Source organism: Streptomyces formicae (assembly GCF_002556545.1).
Taxonomy (GTDB): domain Bacteria; phylum Actinomycetota; class Actinomycetes; order Streptomycetales; family Streptomycetaceae; genus Streptomyces; species Streptomyces formicae_A.
Genome location: NZ_CP022685.1, coordinates 4,120,740 through 4,135,281 on the forward strand (window position 1 = coordinate 4,120,740; position 14,542 = coordinate 4,135,281).

Consider the following 14,542-nt stretch of genomic DNA (forward strand, 5'->3'; position numbering starts at 1 on the left):
GTCGCACATGCCGCACAGGAGGTTCCTTTTCATGGCCAGCACCGCGGCCGGCACCACCGCCACCTCGCTCGCCGATCTCAAGTCCGCGTACCAGAGGGACGGCTGGTGCGAGCCGCCGTACCGCTTCGACGACGACGCCGTCGCGCTGATCCGGGAGCGCGTGCTCTCCATCAGCCGTGAGCGCAGGCCCGAGGTCGTGCACGAGAAGGACAGCGGCGTCGTCCGCGCCATTCACGGCTGCCACAACTTCGACGAGGTGTGCGCGGCCCTCGTCCGCCTGCCCCAGCTGGTGGAGCTCGCCGAGGAACTCGCCGGCGGGCCCGTGTACGTCTATCAGTTCAAGGTCAACTTGAAGCAGGCGCACGAAGGAGCGGCCTGGCCGTGGCACCAGGACTTCGCGTTCTGGCACGAGGAGGACGGCATGCCGAGCCCGGACGCCGTCAACATCGCCGTCCCGCTGGACGACGTGCACGAGGGCAACGGGCCGCTCATGGCCATACCCGGCTCACACCGCCTCGGCCTGCTCGACCTTCCCGAACGCGCCGCTGACGGCGCGGAGTCCGACTGGCGCACCCATGTGTCGGCCGACCTCGCGTACACCGTGAACGGCGACCGTGCCAAGGCCTTGGCCGACGCGAGCGGACGGAAGGTCTTCCTGGGGCCGCGGGGCTCCATCCAGGCCTTCCACCCGAGCATCGTCCACTCCTCGTCCAACAACGTGTCGGAGGACGGCCGCGCGCTGCTGCTCATCACGTACAACGCCGTCACCAACTCCCCCGCGCGCCCCACCCGCCCCGCCTTCCTGGTCTCCCGGGACACGACGCCGGTGGAGAGCCGGGCCGACGAGCGCCTCGGCCTCGTGTCGTACTGAAGCAGCGCCGAACCGAAGCAGCGCCGAGGAGAATTGCGAGACACCCGCATGCCGACCGAGCCGACCGCATCGACCGAACCGGCCGAGCAGCCGCACATCAACCTGGTGGATCCCGAGCTGTACGCGAAGGGCGACCCGTTCGTCCAGTGGCAGTGGCTCCGGGCCCACCAGCCCGTGTACTGGCACGAGCCGACCGACCTCCCCGGCTTCTGGGCCCTGACCCGGTACGACGACGTCCGTGCGGCGTACCGGGACGCGGCCACCTTCAGCTCGGCCCAGGGGATCCTCCTGCGTCCCGAAAGCCACGGCGCCGACCCCGGGGGCGGACGCACCCTCGCGCTGACCGACCCACCACGCCACCGTCAGCTACGCGGACTCGTCGACGAGTGGTTCTCGGTCAGGTCGGTGCGGGCCATCGAGCAGGACATCCAGGACGTCGCGCACCGCGTGGTGGGCGAGGCCCTCGAACGGGGCGCCTGCGACTTCGTCACGGACATCGCGGCGCGCGTCCCGCTCTACGTGATCTGCAAGATGATGGGCATCCCCGACTCCGACTGGGAGCGGCTCTTCACGCTGACCAGCGACGCGTTCGGCGGCGGCGACCCGCTGACGCAGCGCCTCGCGCATCTGGACATCCTCGGCTACTTCGACGCGCTCCAGGCGGACAAGGCGAAGAACCCCTCCGACGACCTGGTGAGCGTCCTCGCGACGGCCGAGATCGACGGCGAGCGCCTCAGCGCGGACGACGTGATCCTCAACTGCGACAACCTGCTCGTCGGTGGCACCGAGAACACCCGCATCGCCGCCTCCGGCGGCATGCTGGCGTTCCTGCGCCACCCCGACCAGTGGCAGGCCCTCAGGGACGACCCGGCCCTGCTGCCCACCGCAGTCGAGGAGGTGCTGCGCTGGACCTCGACCGCGACGCACATCATGCGCGCCGCGACGCGGCCGGTGGAGATCCGCGGCCGGCAGATCGCCGCTGGTGACCGCGTCACGTTCTGGCTGCCCTCGGCCAACCGCGACGAGACGGTGTTCTCCGACCCCGACCGCTTCGACGTCCGCCGCAGCCCCAACCGCCACCTGGCGCTGGGGTTCGGCGAGCACTTCTGCGTCGGCAGCATGCTCGCCCGCGTCGAACTGAAGCACCTCTACAACGAGTTGCTCACCCGGTCGATCCGCATCGAGCCCAACGGCGAGCCGACCCTGCTGAGCTCCATCGTCGTCAATGGCCCTGAGCGGCTGCCCGTACTTCTGACCGCAGCCTGACGCGCGACGTTGATGATAGGCCGAGGGGAAGCGAGATCAACGACCGTGCCGACGAATCGGCCTGCCCCGAGTTGTGCGGAGCCGTGTCACTTGGTTCTACGCTACAGGTGTTGCACGCAGTTCGTATTGACCGGAGTGAGCATCTCCAGCTCCAAGTGCCTGCGCTGCCGGTTCCAGATCCCAGCTGGCCTGCAAGGCCCAGATTCGCCGGTGCCCCAGCACGTCCTGCCGAACAGCTCACTGCCCGGCCTCGTCGAGGACTTGGGGCTCGCCGGTCGCCCCCTGCGGCCGGGCCACCAGCGTCGCATAGCCTCCCGCCAGCCACTTGTCCACGGCCTCAAGCGATACCCTGAACACGCTGCGACGACTTCACGATCCCGGCCCGTGAATTGCTTAAATGGATTTACGCTCTCACTGTGCGCACGAGATACGGATGGCTGCGTGTGGGCCATCAGTACGTCTGACACCGGGTGAGGAAGTCCGATGGGTGTGTCGTGGCCTCCGACTCTGCGAGGGGCGCCACCCACCGTAGCGCGCCCCACCCACATTCCCGCGTCAATCCCGCCGCCCTCACCCGGGGCTTCGCCCGCACCGGGGGGCGCTGCCATGGCTAAAGTCACGCTCAAGAACGCGTTGGTGCGCATCGCCCGCATCTGGCAGCAGCAGGCGGCGACCGGACAGCTCAGCTACGAGACGGCCGCGCTGTACATCCAGATCGCCGAGCGCCTGCTGCGTTTCGCCGCCGCGCACGACGTCACCCGCCTCGACGACATCACCGGCTCCCTCGCACAGGGCTTCATCACGGCACCCGGACGCGACCGGCGCGGGGGCGTCATTCCCCGACGTGCCCCGGCGCCTGGTGCCCACCGCATCCTCGGCCTACCGCTCCCAGGCCAGCCTCTGCTCCGGCTTCGGCGACATCGCCCGCCGCAGCGGACTGGCCACCACCCAGCGTCGCGTCGAGCCCAAAGACGTCACCCGCTACGCGGCCCGCAAGATCCTCGACGACACCGGGCAGCTCTCCGAGGTGGCCCGCCGCCTGGGCCTGCCCTCCCTCGACTCGGCCACCGCCATGGCCGGCCTCCAGTGGCGCACTGACGGGCAGGGAGGCGAAGCGGCATGAGCACCCCGAAGAAGCGCAGCCGCCCGGCCAAGAGGGCCTCCAAGGCCAAGGACTACATCGTGGGCCCCGCCCCAGACGACGCCTTCGGCTCGCCCAGCGGCCCTCCCCCGCCCCGCGGTCCCGAAGCGCCACCACTGTCCATCGACGAGCGGTTCGAGTTCCTCATCACCAACCCCGACCTCTACGCAGTGGCCCGCGAGGTGCTGCCCGCCCGCGAACCGGGCAGTGTCGGGCGCATGCTGTCCTACCCACCCTTCGTCTACGTCATCTTCCTCTGCGCCATCTCCGTCTTCGGCTCGGCCCGCAGCACCGCCCACCACCTCCAGCGCCCCCTGTGGTGGGGCGCCGTCCGAGAACTCGTCGGCCCCGCAGAAGCCGACGCGCTGGCACCCGTCGGGCCCAACCGGAGCAAATGGAACTACTACTTCAAGAGATATCTGAAGGAGAATATCCCCGCGCTGCGCGATATCAGCAGCGATCTGTGGATCCAGCAGGCCCTCGCCATGGGATTGATGTCGGAAGTGAATTCGCGAGGCAGCTGGATCTACCCTGACCGCGATCAGGTTATCCACGGAGACGCCACCGTCGCCGCCCCGCCATCCGACCAGACCAAGCGCAAGACCACCGACAAGGAAACGGGAGAGATTCGCTACCACCGTGTGGACGAAGATGCCAGCTGCACCACCGAAGGCGGCGGACGGAAAGTCTACGGAAACAAATTCCGGTCCATCGCCACCCGCCTGGCCAATACCCCGCACAGCCGGGTAATTCTGACCCTCGAATCCATCCGCCACAAATCCCGCAAACGCCCCCCCACCGCGACGACGAGGGCACAGCCCTCGTCAGGCTCGTAAAACACCTCCTCACCAAAGCCCCCGGAATCCGAGCCCTCACCTACGACACAGCAATCCGAGGCGTTCACCGGGCCCCGACCAACGACGAGGGCCTCGTCGTCTTCACTCCGAATCACGAGGGAAACGAACCACAAGCACTCCAGAAATACAAAGACAAAGAAGGGAACTGCACCCACGACCTCTACGCCGCCGAAGGACGAATCTGCATACGCCACATCACCGTCGATGGAACAACCCTCTACACACCACTACCGGAGCAGGAACTGGAACGCCGAAAAGGCAACCAGGCCACACGCTTCTACCACCGCATCACCATCCCCTGTCCCCGCTCTGACCACACCCACCGAATCCGTGCGGACGAAACACAGGAAGACCGGGCGATCGCCCCCTCCACCAAAAGAAGACGGTTCAACCGAACCGAACACCTGAGGCAGATCCCGCCCGCTACATACGCAGGACGCCGTATCCACGGATTCCGCCAGGACAGCGAATCCCAGCATTCGCGATTCGACCAGGCATACCCGCACAAGCGCGTCCCTGCGTATGGTGACAACGGCGCCCTGCTCATCTACATCGGATACGCCTGGCTCAGCAACTCCATCGCCCGCGCCATCACCAGCCGCCCCACGCCGACCGCCGCAGCCTGACCGACCAGAGCCAGCCGCCCTCCCCGCCCCGCGACTCCTGCCTCCCCCTCAGGCCAGCCGCCGCACCTGCCCTACTCCTTCGCGCCGACCAACCTTCCCCTGCCCACGGCCGACTGCCACATCCGCGCCACCCGCTACACTGTCTGCGGTGGCGCAGCCTTCCCTGGCCGCACCACTGCAACCCTGTCGGGATCCCAGCCGCATGGAGTTTGTCCGCATCCGGCCAAATTTCAGACACGTTTTCCGACAGATCCCCGCCTTCGTAGCTCAGGGGATAGAGCACCGCTCTCCTAAAGCGGGTGTCGCAGGTTCGAATCCTGCCGGGGGCACCAGGTCAGAACGGCTAAGGCCCAGGTCACGGAGCAAGTTTCCGGTCCTGGGCCTTCGTTGTGTGCGCTCCGGCTACACGCTCGGGCCGCCTCGCCACACCCTCACCACGAGAGGTGATCTCCCAGATTCCTCCTAGATGATCTACGCGTTTCCGCAGGTCCCCCAGACCAGGGGCACAGAGTCGAGGCCGGGGTGCGCGGCGTGGGTGAGGGCCTCGCGGGTGGCTCGGTGGGCGCGGCGGAGGCGGGTCCCCGTGTCGCAGTAGTTCTCGACGCTGCAGGGCTCGCACTCGTCGAAGTGCCGGAGCAGGGCACCGTAAGCCTCCCGTGCCCGGCGCTCCTCCGCGCACTCGGCCCGCGCGCTCACTGATCGGCTCCGCTGAGGGCGGCGCTGTCGGCGGTGACGAGGCCCTCGACGGCGGAGAGTTCGCACAGGTCGCCCGCGAACTGAGGAAGCACCACCCAGTAGGTGCCGGGCGGTTCGGTGCGGGTGAGCCTGGGCACGCCCAGGTGCGTGGCCACCCCGAGCCGCGGTGCGATGTCTTGGTACCGCCACCGGCTCCGTTCGGTCGGCCGCGTCAGCGCGTAGTAGGTGCCTCCCAGGGTGCGGTCGTAGATCACGGGGCCGCGAAGGGACTGTCCGAGGCGCGCGGCGATGGTGTCGGGCTCGGTGGATCCCACCGCGGCGTGGACGAGGGCGTCGGGCATGCGGACGGCGTCGAACCGCTTGCCGAGCGGCAGCAGGGCGACGCCCGTGTCGGACCACTCGTGCCGTGCTTGTCCGGGCGCTTGGTGAGCGCGCGCGAACCAGTCGGTAACGGCGCTCACGAGCTCGGGAGATGCGCTGTGTTCCGCGCTGAGGGCTCGGCCCGTACTGTCGGCCATGTCGACTCCTCACCAGTCGGCCATTCCCCGGGGCCGGTCACACGGTCGCCGGGGTGCTGTTCTCCCATCGAAGTGCGTCACCGTTGAGGGCGGAGGGGCCCCGCTAGGGGCCAGCTAGGGGCCAGTTGACGAGTAGCGTTGCCGGGAGGAGGCCCCTGCATGGACGACGCGGAGACGGCACGGCGTACCTTCGGGGCGCACCTCGCAGCCCTGCGCAAGCGGGCGCGGTTCTCGCAATCCCAGCTCGCCGCCCGCCTGTGCCTGGTCAGCGGCACCGCGACGCTCACGCGCAACGAGATCTCCCGGTGGGAGCGCGGAGCGCGCCTGCCGGATGCGTGGCTCGCTCCTCTGGCCACCGTGCTCGCCGTGCCACGTGAAGGTCTCAAGCGGGCGGCTGCGGTAGCGCGGGGCGAAGGAGAAGAACCACAGGACGATCATCCGCACTCGGTGGTGGTCGAGCGGGCGGGTTGGCTGCTCGACCACGACAACGCGCACGGCGGCGACCACGTGGCAGACGCAGCTATCCAAGTGTGGCGCTCGGAGCGGTCCAAGATCTCGGGCGCCGACAAGGGACAGCTTGCCGTGGTAGCCGAACTCGCCGAGATCGCCGGGTGGTTGCTGTTCGACGCGGCTCGCTTCGAACAGGCCCGCGCCGCCTGGATGGAGTCACTGCACCTCGCGCGGGCCGCCGGGGATCGTGGCATGCAGTGGTTCGCCATGGACCTGCTGGCCATGGAGGCCACGGAGAGCGGCCGCCCTGGTGAGGCGCTCGCTCTCTGCGCGGAGATCACCGGCAGCGGCGTACCGCCGCGCGTGACGCTGCTGACGGAACTCCGGCGGAGCCGCGCTCTCGCCGCCGTAGGCGACCGCACGCGGGCCCTTCAGTCCATCGCCAAGGCACGCACCAGCCTGGACGACTCACTGCACCCCCGCGATCCCCGGTGGTCCTGGTGGGTCAACGACCTCGAGGTGACCGGGCATGAGGCGGAGGTGGCTCTGCTGCTGGCGGAGCCTGACCGTGCGGTGTCTCGCTTCGAGCCGACCCGCGAACTGGTCCAGAAGATCAACCCCAGAGGGCGAGGGGCCCTGTACTACGCCACCGCTGAGCTGGATGCCCTAGTGCGTCTCGGGGCTTGGCACGAGGCTGAAGAGCCGCTCGCGCGGCTCGGTCCGCTCCTGCGGAACGTGGCCTCGTCCCGCCACCGCAAGCGCCTTCGCGAGGTGATGCGGGCCATCGATCGCGACGGTCCTCGATGGCTTGCCGATAGCGCGAGCGAAATGGCTGCGAGCTGACTGCGGGCATGGCGAAAGGCCCTTTCCCGCCCGACCTCCCTGACCTCCCCGAGCTCCGCCGAGCCAAGTTCGCCCGGCGGCTGCCCGCCGAACTCGCGGCGCTTGCCGGTCCCGCCCACGGGACCGTGAGCTTGCCGCTGCACCTCGCCTGGTCCGGGCTGACCGAGTTCGATCTCGATCAGCCACGCCTGCGCATGAGCTGCTACCGCGTCGTCCTGGCCGAAGGCCTCCACGACGACCTCGTCCAGCATCTCGACCAGGAGCTGCTCATCAGCCTGTGGCCGACCCTGCGCACCCTGATCAGCCGGGACCTCCGCGACGTCTGGGAAGCCGCCTTCCCCGAGCTGAGCCGCACACCCGGGCAGTCGCGAGAACCTGATCGAACCGCACCGTAGGCACCCCTCGTACAGGCCGACGCTCGATGGCGCTTCTGGCGTGCCCCACGGCCACTGACCCCGCAGCCCTGCGGCAATCGCCACCGCCGCAGGGCCACCTACCCGCCGCCCGCGCGGGGAGGCCGCGATGGTGGGCGGTGGTCTCGGGGCTGCGGGGGCCGGGCAGCGTGCCGAGGTGCGGGTTCTGGGGTCATCTCACACCGACGACCCCCTGGGGCGGGAGTGTGTGCAGGCGGCACATGGCTGCGTTCCGTTCACACGGGGCGTGAAGTGGAGAGAGAAGTGCCGGGGCAGGTCGGGCGGCAGGAGGGCCAGAGGAGGAGGGCTAGGAGGCGTCGCGCAACGTGTTCAGGAGGCGGGCGATGTTCGGCTCGTCTCGGCGGTGGGCCTCCGGTACGGGCCGCGCCGACTACGCGCACGGCCACGCCGTCTTGGAGTACGTGTCCTTGTGCCCCACGTCCCTGCCGTGGTCCGGCGGCCATGTGCACCGGCCGGGTCCGGCCGGGTTCCGGTCCCAGCAGTAGCCTGCCGCCCGCCCCGCGGTCGGGGGTCCCTCGGCCCGGGGGCGACCGGCCCCCTCGGCCTTGTGGGCGTCGACCTTGCGGCCCTCGGCCTTGTGGGCCTCGCTCATCTCGCACCAGTCCTCTCGTCAGCTCGCACCCAGGGTGCGGTCTGTCGGCCCGGCCCTCCAGGAGCACGGGGAGACACGGCGGGGAGGGCACACGAGTGGGTGTCTCCTCGGCTCCAGTCCTAGGATTCGCCCATGGTGACCGCGACCGTTCGTGAGTGGCACGAAGAAGAGGGCTGGGGAGTTCTCGACTCCCCCGAGACTCCCGGTGGGTGCTTCGCGCACTTCTCCGACATCCAAGGGCCCGGCTTCCGGACGCTGTCGCCCGGGCAGGAAGTGGAGCTCACCTGGGAGGCGCCCGGGTTCAAGCAGGACGGGTACGACTACCGGGCTGTGAGCATCGTGCCCCGCTCCTCCGGCTGACCCGCTCCTCCGGCTGACCCGCTCCTCCGGCTGCCCCGGTCGTCCAGCTGCCCCGGTCTTCCAGCTGACCCGCGCGCCGGGAAAGGTGGCGTGCCCGTTCAGCAGGCCGGGCGGTCCTCGCCGTACTCCGCGATGACCCCCTCCACCAACCAGCAGTGGGTCCTGCCCAGGCTCGGGCGCGGGTCGGTGGAGAGGGTGTCGCGGCGTTGCCAGTAGCGGCGGAACGGGGGGACCGTGACGCGCATGTCCGCCGCCATGAACGCGCGGAAGGCCGGTGAGTCCTCCGTGTCGCGGGCGCGGGCGCAGGCGCGGCAGAAGGCGTCCAGCGCCTCGCACCCGTGCGGGGCGTGCCCGGCGGCGACGGCGGGGGCCACGGCGATCGACGCGTCCATGAGCGCCGCGTACATCGACGCCTTGTCCCGGACGGGCGACGCCGCGCAGTAGTCCAGGAACGCGGGATCCGCCACCAGGACGTGGAGTTCGGCATAGGCCAGTACGGCATCGGGCGTGGGGTCGCGCGGCGGCTCGGGGAGCGCCTGCGCGGTGATGTCGTCGGCCAGGCGGGGCGGCAGGCCCGCGGGCAGGACGCGCTGCCACGCCCTGGCGAGGTCCGCGGCGGCCTGCGGCAGGCTCCGCACCCCGGCCAGTACGCGCAGTCGCCGCAGCCGCTCCGGGCCCGAGCAGTCGTCAAGCGCTTGCAACGCCGCCTCGCGCCAGCGGAGTTCGGCCAGACGTGACCGCGTGCCCGCCAACTGCTCGGCCACCAGGTCACCGAGACCGCCCTCGCCCGTCGCGACGCCGGCGATCGCCGCGATCGGCACGTCCAGTGCGCGCAACTGCCGTACGAGTGTGAGGTGTTCGAGCGCCTCGGGGCGGTAGCGGCGGTGGCCGCCCGCGCTGCGCGGAGCCGTCGGCAGGAGCCCGATGTCGGTGTAGTAGCGGATGGCCTTCACCGAAAGGCCCGCACGCGCGGCGAGTTCCCCGATCGACCAAGTGACGTCCATCCCGTCCCCTTGCATCTCCCGTGCGGTGGAGGTCCTAGCGTACGGAGGAGCGGCCCGAAGGCCGTCCCTCATGGAGGACCGACATGACGCTGCCCCCAGGCCAACGCGCCGTCGACGGGTTCCCGCGCTTCGGCACGCATCTCCAGCACCCGCCCCCGCCCGTCCCCGCCGACCCCGTGATCGAGTTCGGCGGAGCCTCCCTGGCCGAGCCCTTCAGTCTGTCCGTGGCCGACCTCGCGAAGCTGACCCGGCGCGAGCTCGCGGCCGACTTCCACTGTGTCGCCGGGTGGTCGGCGACCGGACTGCGGTGGGAAGGCGCGCCGTTCGGGGCCCTCTACCACCAGCGGGTCGCCCCGCTGCTCGCGTGCGGGGCGCCGGTCACCCACGTCGTCTTCGTGGGGCTCGACGGCTTCCGGTCGACCGTCCTGCTCCAGGACGCCCTCGCCGACGACGTGCTCGTCGCCGACCGCCTCGACGGGCTGCCGCTCGACGGCGACCACGGTGCCCCGGTACGGCTGGTCAGTCCCCGCCAGTACGGCTTCATCAGTACGAAGCACCTGTGCCGCGTCGAGTTCCACACCTCCGCGCCGCCGCTCACCGACCGGTGGTCGCCCATCGCTTCGCACCCCAGGGCGAGGGTCTGGCAGGAGGAACGCCACCGCCGTCTTCCCGGCCGTGTGGTGCGGCCCGCCTACCGGGCGCTGATCGGGCCGATCCGCGCGCTGAGCGCCCGCGGCAGCCGCACGCCGCCGCGGTGAGGACGCGCGGGACGGGAATGGGGACGGGGACGAGGACGAGGGCCGTGCTGGAATCCACCGGCAGGCGGCCCTTCGGCGCCTGATCCTTCCGGATGGAGGGGCGTGGCTTGGGGCGGGGGCGGGCGGGTCCGGATTCTGGTGCGGTCCGCCCGCCCCAGAATCCGGACCCGCCCCAGAGGCTTCCCGACTCAGACACTTCCCGGCTCGGAGACTTCCCGACTCAGAGGCTTCCCGGCTCGGAGGCTTCCCGGGCTCAGACGCTTTCTGGCTCAGACGCTTCCCGCCCCAGGCGCGTCCGCCCTCCACCAGAAGAGAGACCCCATGACGTACGCCCGAATCCCCGTGATCGACCTCGGCCCCTGGCACGCGGACCCGGTCGGCACCGCCGACCGCCAGCACCTCGCGGACCACGTCGACCGGGCCCTGCGGACCACCGGGTTCCTGCTCGTGACCGGGCACGGCATCGCACCCGGTCTGCCCCGTCAACTCCGCGACGCGGCACGCGAGTTCTTCCACCTCCCGGCCGCCGTCAAGGACGCGTACGCCCAGCGTGCCGGTCTGCGCGGATGGACCGGGCGGGATCGCGTCGTCACCGGGCGGTCCGAGGGGACCGAGACGCCGCCGGACCTGCTCGAGGTCTGGTCCTGCGCGGCCGACCCCGCCACGCCCACCCGCTGGCCCGCCGAAGTCCCCGCCCTGCGACCCCTGATCGCCGAGTACACCGACCGGATGCGCGGTCTCGCCGACACCGTCCTTGAGGTCATGGCGACGGCCCTGCACCGGCCCGTCGACTTCTTCACCCGCCACACCACCGACCCGAACTGGGACTTCACCGTCAACTGGTACCCGGCGGCGGAGGAGACGGGGCCCGCGGCGCCAGGACAGTTCCGCATCGGGCCGCACACCGACTTCGGGCTCGTCACCCTCCTCGACCGGCAGGCCGGCCGGGGCGGCCTCCAGGTCCACGACGACGAGCACGGCTGGCGGGACGCCCCGTACGAGCCCGGTGCGATCACCCTCAACATCGGTGACCTGATGGCCCGTTGGAGCGGTGACCGCTGGCGCTCGGGGCGCCATCGCGTGCTGCCCCCGCCCGCCGACGCACCGCAGGAGGAGCTCACCTCCCTGGTGTACTTCCACGCCTGCGCGCCCGACACCAGCATCGCGTCGCTGCCCGCCCCCGTGGGACGTACGCCCTACCCGGCCGTACGCGCGGGGGACTATCTCCAGGAGAAGATGCGGGCGATCTACGCCGCCGGGGGCGAGTAGATGAATGGTTTCCCTTCGCGCCCGATGTCCATTCGGATCGTATCCAAGCCCATCCCGGTGCCCATCCCGATGCCCATTCGGGCAACTCCTTGCCCATTCGGCCCGACGCGCGCATTCCAGAGTCCGGCCGATTCGGCTCCGTGAACTCATGAATTTACGTTTAACCGCGCCTTAAAAGCGATCGTCCGGCGGTCGAGCCAACCGCCAACTGGCCAGCTCAGCAGGCGTTTCAGGGGAACGGAGGGATCGGCTTCGGATATCTCGGAACTTCTTTTCCTGCAACCAAGGGCAAACCTCGGATGTCCCACCTCATTGCAAGGAGCACCTACACATCTGGAGGTTTTTCCATGTCATCGAACTTCACCGGACGTCGCGCTTTGCGGACCGTGTCGGCCGCGGCACTTGCCATCAGCGCCGGGATTTCCGCGCCGCTTCTGCTCGCCGGGAGCGCCGGGGCCGCGACGTCCGCCGCCCCTGCCACCGCCGCGTTCAGCTCGTCCGACCACGGGATCGTCTACACGGCCGCTCCCGGCCAGACCAACAAGGTGACCGTCACCGCCACCAAGAGCACGGGGAAGGTCAGCTACCTGATCGACGACGCCGTCTCGATCAAGGCCGGGGAGAAGTGCTCCTACCCGGACAGCGCCGACCACACCAAGGTGTCGTGCTCCGTCGAGACCCTGGAGAGCCAGGACCCTTACGCCACCCTCCTGTTGAACCTCGGCGACGGCAACGACACCGTCGGCTACGACAACAAGGGCGACGAGACCTACTACTTCGCCCGTGCCGACCTGGGCCCCGGCAAGGACACCTGGAAGCACATCGGCGGTGACGACGGCAACGCCGTGCTCGGCGGGACCGGGGACGACACCCTCACGATGGGCAACTACGGCACCGCGGCCGGCGGCGACGGCAAGGACACCATCCGCATCGAGCAGGACGGTATCGCGGCGGGCGGCAACCAGAACGACGTCATCTACGCCGAGGGCGAGGAGAGCATCGTCGAGGGCGGCGCGGGCGACGACGAGATCCACGGCGGGGCCGGACGCCAGCACCTGAAGGGTGACGACGGCGACGACGAGCTCCACGGCGGCTCCGGCGCCGACTTCATGTACGGCGGCAAGGGCAACGACGTCCTGTACGGCGACAGCGGCAACGACACCATCTACGGGAACAGCGGCGACGACGGGCTGTTCGGCGGCTCCGGCCAGGACGTCCTGTCCGGCGGTCCCGGCCGCGACATCGTCCGCCAGGACTGACCCAGGACCGACCCAGGACCGACCCCAGGGCCGACATCAGGACCGACATCGATTGACGTTCGGGGCGCGGCACGGTGAAGAATCACCGTGCCGCGCCCCGAACGACTCAGAACGCCTCGTTCATCACCAGCGCGTTGCCGTACACGTCGTACACCGACACGTAGCCCTCCTTCGCGTCCTTCCAGTCGTCGAAGGCGGTGGCGAGGGCGCGGGCGGTGGCCATGGGGTCCTTGACCGGTTTGGTCCCGCCGTTGATGTCGGTGGAGATGTAGGCGTTGCCGGTCTTGTCGTCCCACTCGCCGATGACGCGGCGCACGCGGGACGCCGCCTTCTTCTGCTCCCGGGTGCCGTGGGCGTCGACCCACGCGCGGAAGTCGTCGGCGTGCTTCTTCGACTGCTTCTCGTCGGTGTCGGTCGGCAGCTTCTCCTGCTCGCTGGGCGCGCCCTGGGCCGTGGTGTCGGTCCACTCGCAGCCGCTGGTGAGACCGACGGCGAGGCAGGCGCCGAGGACGAGGGCCGCGGATCGGTTCGACCGGGTGCGCATCAGGCGTTCCTCCTTCTCAGGCTTCTCGGGCTTCTCAGGCTTCGCGCTTCTCGGGCCGGTCAGAACTTGATCGCGTCGGCCTTGTCGTTCCAGTTGCCGCCGTAAGCGTAGGAAATCTTCGTGAAGTCCGGGTACCGGGTGTATCCGGCCCCGAGGAAGAGGTGCGGGTCGGGCATGCCGGTGCGGAAGTCGTACAGCTCCACACCGCGCTGGGGGCGGTTGACGTACGCGGAGGACGCCTTGTCGCGGAAGCTCGGGCTGTACTGGTCCAGGTGACGGGTCTTCGCGGTGTCGTACGTCGGCCACTGCAGGCGACGGCCCTTGAAGTCCTTGTCCTGCCACAGGCACACCCAGCTCTTGGGGCAGTCCTGGTAGCCGCTGCGCAGGGCGGCGGCGCGGGCCGCCTTCGGCGCGGCCTGGACGGCCGCGCCCTCGCGCGACTCCGGAGTCGGCGCGCGCTCCGCGAGGAAGGCGTTGGCCTCCTCCTGGTCGTCGAAGCACTCCATGGTGCCGTCCTGCGACACCTCGGCGCAGACCTGCGCGCCGCCGAGGTCGTTCGACCGGGAGTCGATCTTCTCGCCGTGGTAGTACATCTCGACCTTCGGCGCGTTCTCCACGTCCTGGCGGACCTGCGCCTCTTCCTCGGCGGTGGACGTGCCGGAGACGGCTCCCGGCACCTCGGGGAGGGAGGTGTCGGCGAAGGCGGGGGCGGCGGCGATGCCTGCGGTCGCGAGGGCGAGAGCGGCGGCGGCCACGGTGGTACGGGCGCTTATGTGCATGGGTGGTCCCCAGAAAGACGGCTTGTGCGGGTGGAGCGCGGATCCGTGGCCGACCGGGTTCGCCGGGGCTCGGATCCGATCAAGGAACTTATTGCGTGAACCGGGCACCCATCTTGCGGATGAATCCGCTTAAAGACGACAAGTGCCACCCATCCCATCTGTGGCGTTAAGCATGGTTGTACGGCGAGGGGTTACAGCCGTATCAAGATCAACTCACGGGGCGATCAAGCAGGTCATGACACGTCGTCAAGCCGTCCTTATCTACGCCTTACGAT

Annotated in this window: 16 protein-coding genes and 1 tRNA gene; 11 read left to right on the top strand and 6 right to left on the bottom strand. The window is 69.7% G+C overall.

Annotation, left to right across the window (positions count from 1 at the left end; translation table 11 throughout):
- Window positions 1–31 precede the first annotated feature (31 nt).
- The 5 genes from KY5_RS17460 (at window position 32) to KY5_RS17480 (ending at window position 5,093) form a co-directional block, all read left to right on the top strand.
- Complete coding sequence (locus KY5_RS17460) at window positions 32–871, top strand: phytanoyl-CoA dioxygenase family protein (RefSeq protein ID WP_098243127.1); 840 nt, start codon at window positions 32–34, stop codon at window positions 869–871.
- A 33-nt stretch (window positions 872–904) separates the two neighbouring features.
- A complete protein-coding gene (locus KY5_RS17465) occupies window positions 905–2,137 on the top strand; it encodes a cytochrome P450 (protein WP_234362763.1) in 1,233 nt (410 codons plus the stop codon).
- A gap of 859 nt (window positions 2,138–2,996) precedes the next feature.
- Window positions 2,997–3,260 (top strand): hypothetical protein, encoded by a 264-nt coding sequence (locus tag KY5_RS42535; protein ID WP_234362764.1) that lies wholly within the window; start codon window positions 2,997–2,999, stop codon window positions 3,258–3,260.
- Window positions 3,257–4,114 (top strand): hypothetical protein, encoded by an 858-nt coding sequence (locus KY5_RS42540; RefSeq protein ID WP_234362765.1) that lies wholly within the window; start codon window positions 3,257–3,259, stop codon window positions 4,112–4,114. The genes KY5_RS42535 and KY5_RS42540 overlap by 4 nt, the downstream gene beginning before the upstream one ends.
- A 903-nt stretch (window positions 4,115–5,017) precedes the next feature.
- Window positions 5,018–5,093, top strand: a tRNA-Arg gene (locus tag KY5_RS17480).
- Window positions 5,094–5,232: 139 nt separating this feature from the next.
- Here KY5_RS17480 and KY5_RS17485 read toward each other — a convergent pair.
- Window positions 5,233–5,457, bottom strand: coding sequence for a hypothetical protein (locus KY5_RS17485; protein WP_098243129.1), 225 nt, complete (start codon window positions 5,455–5,457; stop codon window positions 5,233–5,235).
- Window positions 5,454–5,975 carry a hypothetical protein gene (locus KY5_RS17490; protein WP_234362766.1) on the bottom strand — a complete coding sequence of 174 codons (522 nt, stop codon included), beginning with the start codon at window positions 5,973–5,975 and terminating at the stop codon, window positions 5,454–5,456. The genes KY5_RS17485 and KY5_RS17490 overlap by 4 nt, the downstream gene beginning before the upstream one ends.
- Before the next feature lie 159 nt (window positions 5,976–6,134).
- Here KY5_RS17490 and KY5_RS17495 point away from each other — a divergent pair, with 159 nt between their 5' ends.
- Entirely contained in the window at window positions 6,135–7,268 is a 1,134-nt protein-coding gene (locus KY5_RS17495) for a helix-turn-helix domain-containing protein (RefSeq protein WP_098243130.1), read from the top strand.
- 8 nt (window positions 7,269–7,276) lie between these two features.
- A complete protein-coding gene (locus KY5_RS17500) occupies window positions 7,277–7,663 on the top strand; it encodes a transcriptional regulator (protein ID WP_098243131.1) in 387 nt (128 codons plus the stop codon).
- Between the two features lie 409 nt (window positions 7,664–8,072).
- On the opposite strand, the gene KY5_RS17505 is transcribed toward KY5_RS17500, so the two are convergent.
- Window positions 8,073–8,294 carry a hypothetical protein gene (locus tag KY5_RS17505; protein ID WP_098243132.1) on the bottom strand — a complete coding sequence of 74 codons (222 nt, stop codon included), beginning with the start codon at window positions 8,292–8,294 and terminating at the stop codon, window positions 8,073–8,075.
- A gap of 132 nt (window positions 8,295–8,426) precedes the next feature.
- Here KY5_RS17505 and KY5_RS17510 point away from each other — a divergent pair, with 132 nt between their 5' ends.
- A complete protein-coding gene (locus tag KY5_RS17510; RefSeq protein WP_098243133.1) occupies window positions 8,427–8,654 on the top strand; it encodes a cold-shock protein in 228 nt (75 codons plus the stop codon).
- Between the two features lie 98 nt (window positions 8,655–8,752).
- Here the strand turns inward: KY5_RS17510 and KY5_RS17515 are convergent, their stop codons facing one another.
- Complete coding sequence (locus KY5_RS17515; RefSeq protein WP_159072545.1) at window positions 8,753–9,658, bottom strand: MerR family transcriptional regulator; 906 nt, start codon at window positions 9,656–9,658, stop codon at window positions 8,753–8,755.
- An 83-nt stretch (window positions 9,659–9,741) separates the two neighbouring features.
- Here KY5_RS17515 and KY5_RS17520 point away from each other — a divergent pair, with 83 nt between their 5' ends.
- From KY5_RS17520 to KY5_RS17530, 3 genes are all read left to right on the top strand, one after another.
- Entirely contained in the window at window positions 9,742–10,416 is a 675-nt protein-coding gene (locus tag KY5_RS17520) for a molybdopterin-dependent oxidoreductase (protein WP_098243135.1), read from the top strand.
- Between the two features lie 321 nt (window positions 10,417–10,737).
- Window positions 10,738–11,685, top strand: coding sequence for an isopenicillin N synthase family dioxygenase (locus tag KY5_RS17525; RefSeq protein ID WP_098243136.1), 948 nt, complete (start codon window positions 10,738–10,740; stop codon window positions 11,683–11,685).
- A gap of 347 nt (window positions 11,686–12,032) precedes the next feature.
- Window positions 12,033–12,944, top strand: coding sequence for a calcium-binding protein (locus KY5_RS17530; protein WP_098243137.1), 912 nt, complete (start codon window positions 12,033–12,035; stop codon window positions 12,942–12,944).
- Between the two features lie 106 nt (window positions 12,945–13,050).
- Here KY5_RS17530 and KY5_RS17535 read toward each other — a convergent pair whose 3' ends face one another.
- Window positions 13,051–13,488, bottom strand: coding sequence for a hypothetical protein (locus tag KY5_RS17535; protein WP_098243138.1), 438 nt, complete (start codon window positions 13,486–13,488; stop codon window positions 13,051–13,053).
- A gap of 59 nt (window positions 13,489–13,547) precedes the next feature.
- A complete protein-coding gene (locus KY5_RS17540; RefSeq protein ID WP_098243139.1) occupies window positions 13,548–14,267 on the bottom strand; it encodes a peptidase inhibitor family I36 protein in 720 nt (239 codons plus the stop codon).
- Window positions 14,268–14,542: the final 275 nt, after the last annotated feature.

What these genes read in the sequence shown, in the direction of transcription:
- KY5_RS17535 (WP_098243138.1), bottom strand. Translation starts at nt 13,488, where the DNA reads ATGCGCACCCGGTCGAACCGATCCGCGGCCCTCGTCCTCGGCGCCTGC.
- KY5_RS17460 (WP_098243127.1), top strand. Translation starts at nt 32, where the DNA reads ATGGCCAGCACCGCGGCCGGCACCACCGCCACCTCGCTCGCCGATCTC.
- KY5_RS17540 (WP_098243139.1), bottom strand. Translation starts at nt 14,267, where the DNA reads ATGCACATAAGCGCCCGTACCACCGTGGCCGCCGCCGCTCTCGCCCTC.
- KY5_RS17490 (WP_234362766.1), bottom strand. Translation starts at nt 5,975, where the DNA reads ATGGCCGACAGTACGGGCCGAGCCCTCAGCGCGGAACACAGCGCATCT.
- KY5_RS42540 (WP_234362765.1), top strand. Translation starts at nt 3,257, where the DNA reads ATGAGCACCCCGAAGAAGCGCAGCCGCCCGGCCAAGAGGGCCTCCAAG.
- KY5_RS17505 (WP_098243132.1), bottom strand. Translation starts at nt 8,294, where the DNA reads ATGAGCGAGGCCCACAAGGCCGAGGGCCGCAAGGTCGACGCCCACAAG.
- KY5_RS17495 (WP_098243130.1), top strand. Translation starts at nt 6,135, where the DNA reads ATGGACGACGCGGAGACGGCACGGCGTACCTTCGGGGCGCACCTCGCA.
- KY5_RS17515 (WP_159072545.1), bottom strand. Translation starts at nt 9,658, where the DNA reads ATGGACGTCACTTGGTCGATCGGGGAACTCGCCGCGCGTGCGGGCCTT.
- KY5_RS17530 (WP_098243137.1), top strand. Translation starts at nt 12,033, where the DNA reads ATGTCATCGAACTTCACCGGACGTCGCGCTTTGCGGACCGTGTCGGCC.
- KY5_RS17510 (WP_098243133.1), top strand. Translation starts at nt 8,427, where the DNA reads ATGGTGACCGCGACCGTTCGTGAGTGGCACGAAGAAGAGGGCTGGGGA.
- KY5_RS17525 (WP_098243136.1), top strand. Translation starts at nt 10,738, where the DNA reads ATGACGTACGCCCGAATCCCCGTGATCGACCTCGGCCCCTGGCACGCG.
- KY5_RS17500 (WP_098243131.1), top strand. Translation starts at nt 7,277, where the DNA reads ATGGCGAAAGGCCCTTTCCCGCCCGACCTCCCTGACCTCCCCGAGCTC.
- KY5_RS17520 (WP_098243135.1), top strand. Translation starts at nt 9,742, where the DNA reads ATGACGCTGCCCCCAGGCCAACGCGCCGTCGACGGGTTCCCGCGCTTC.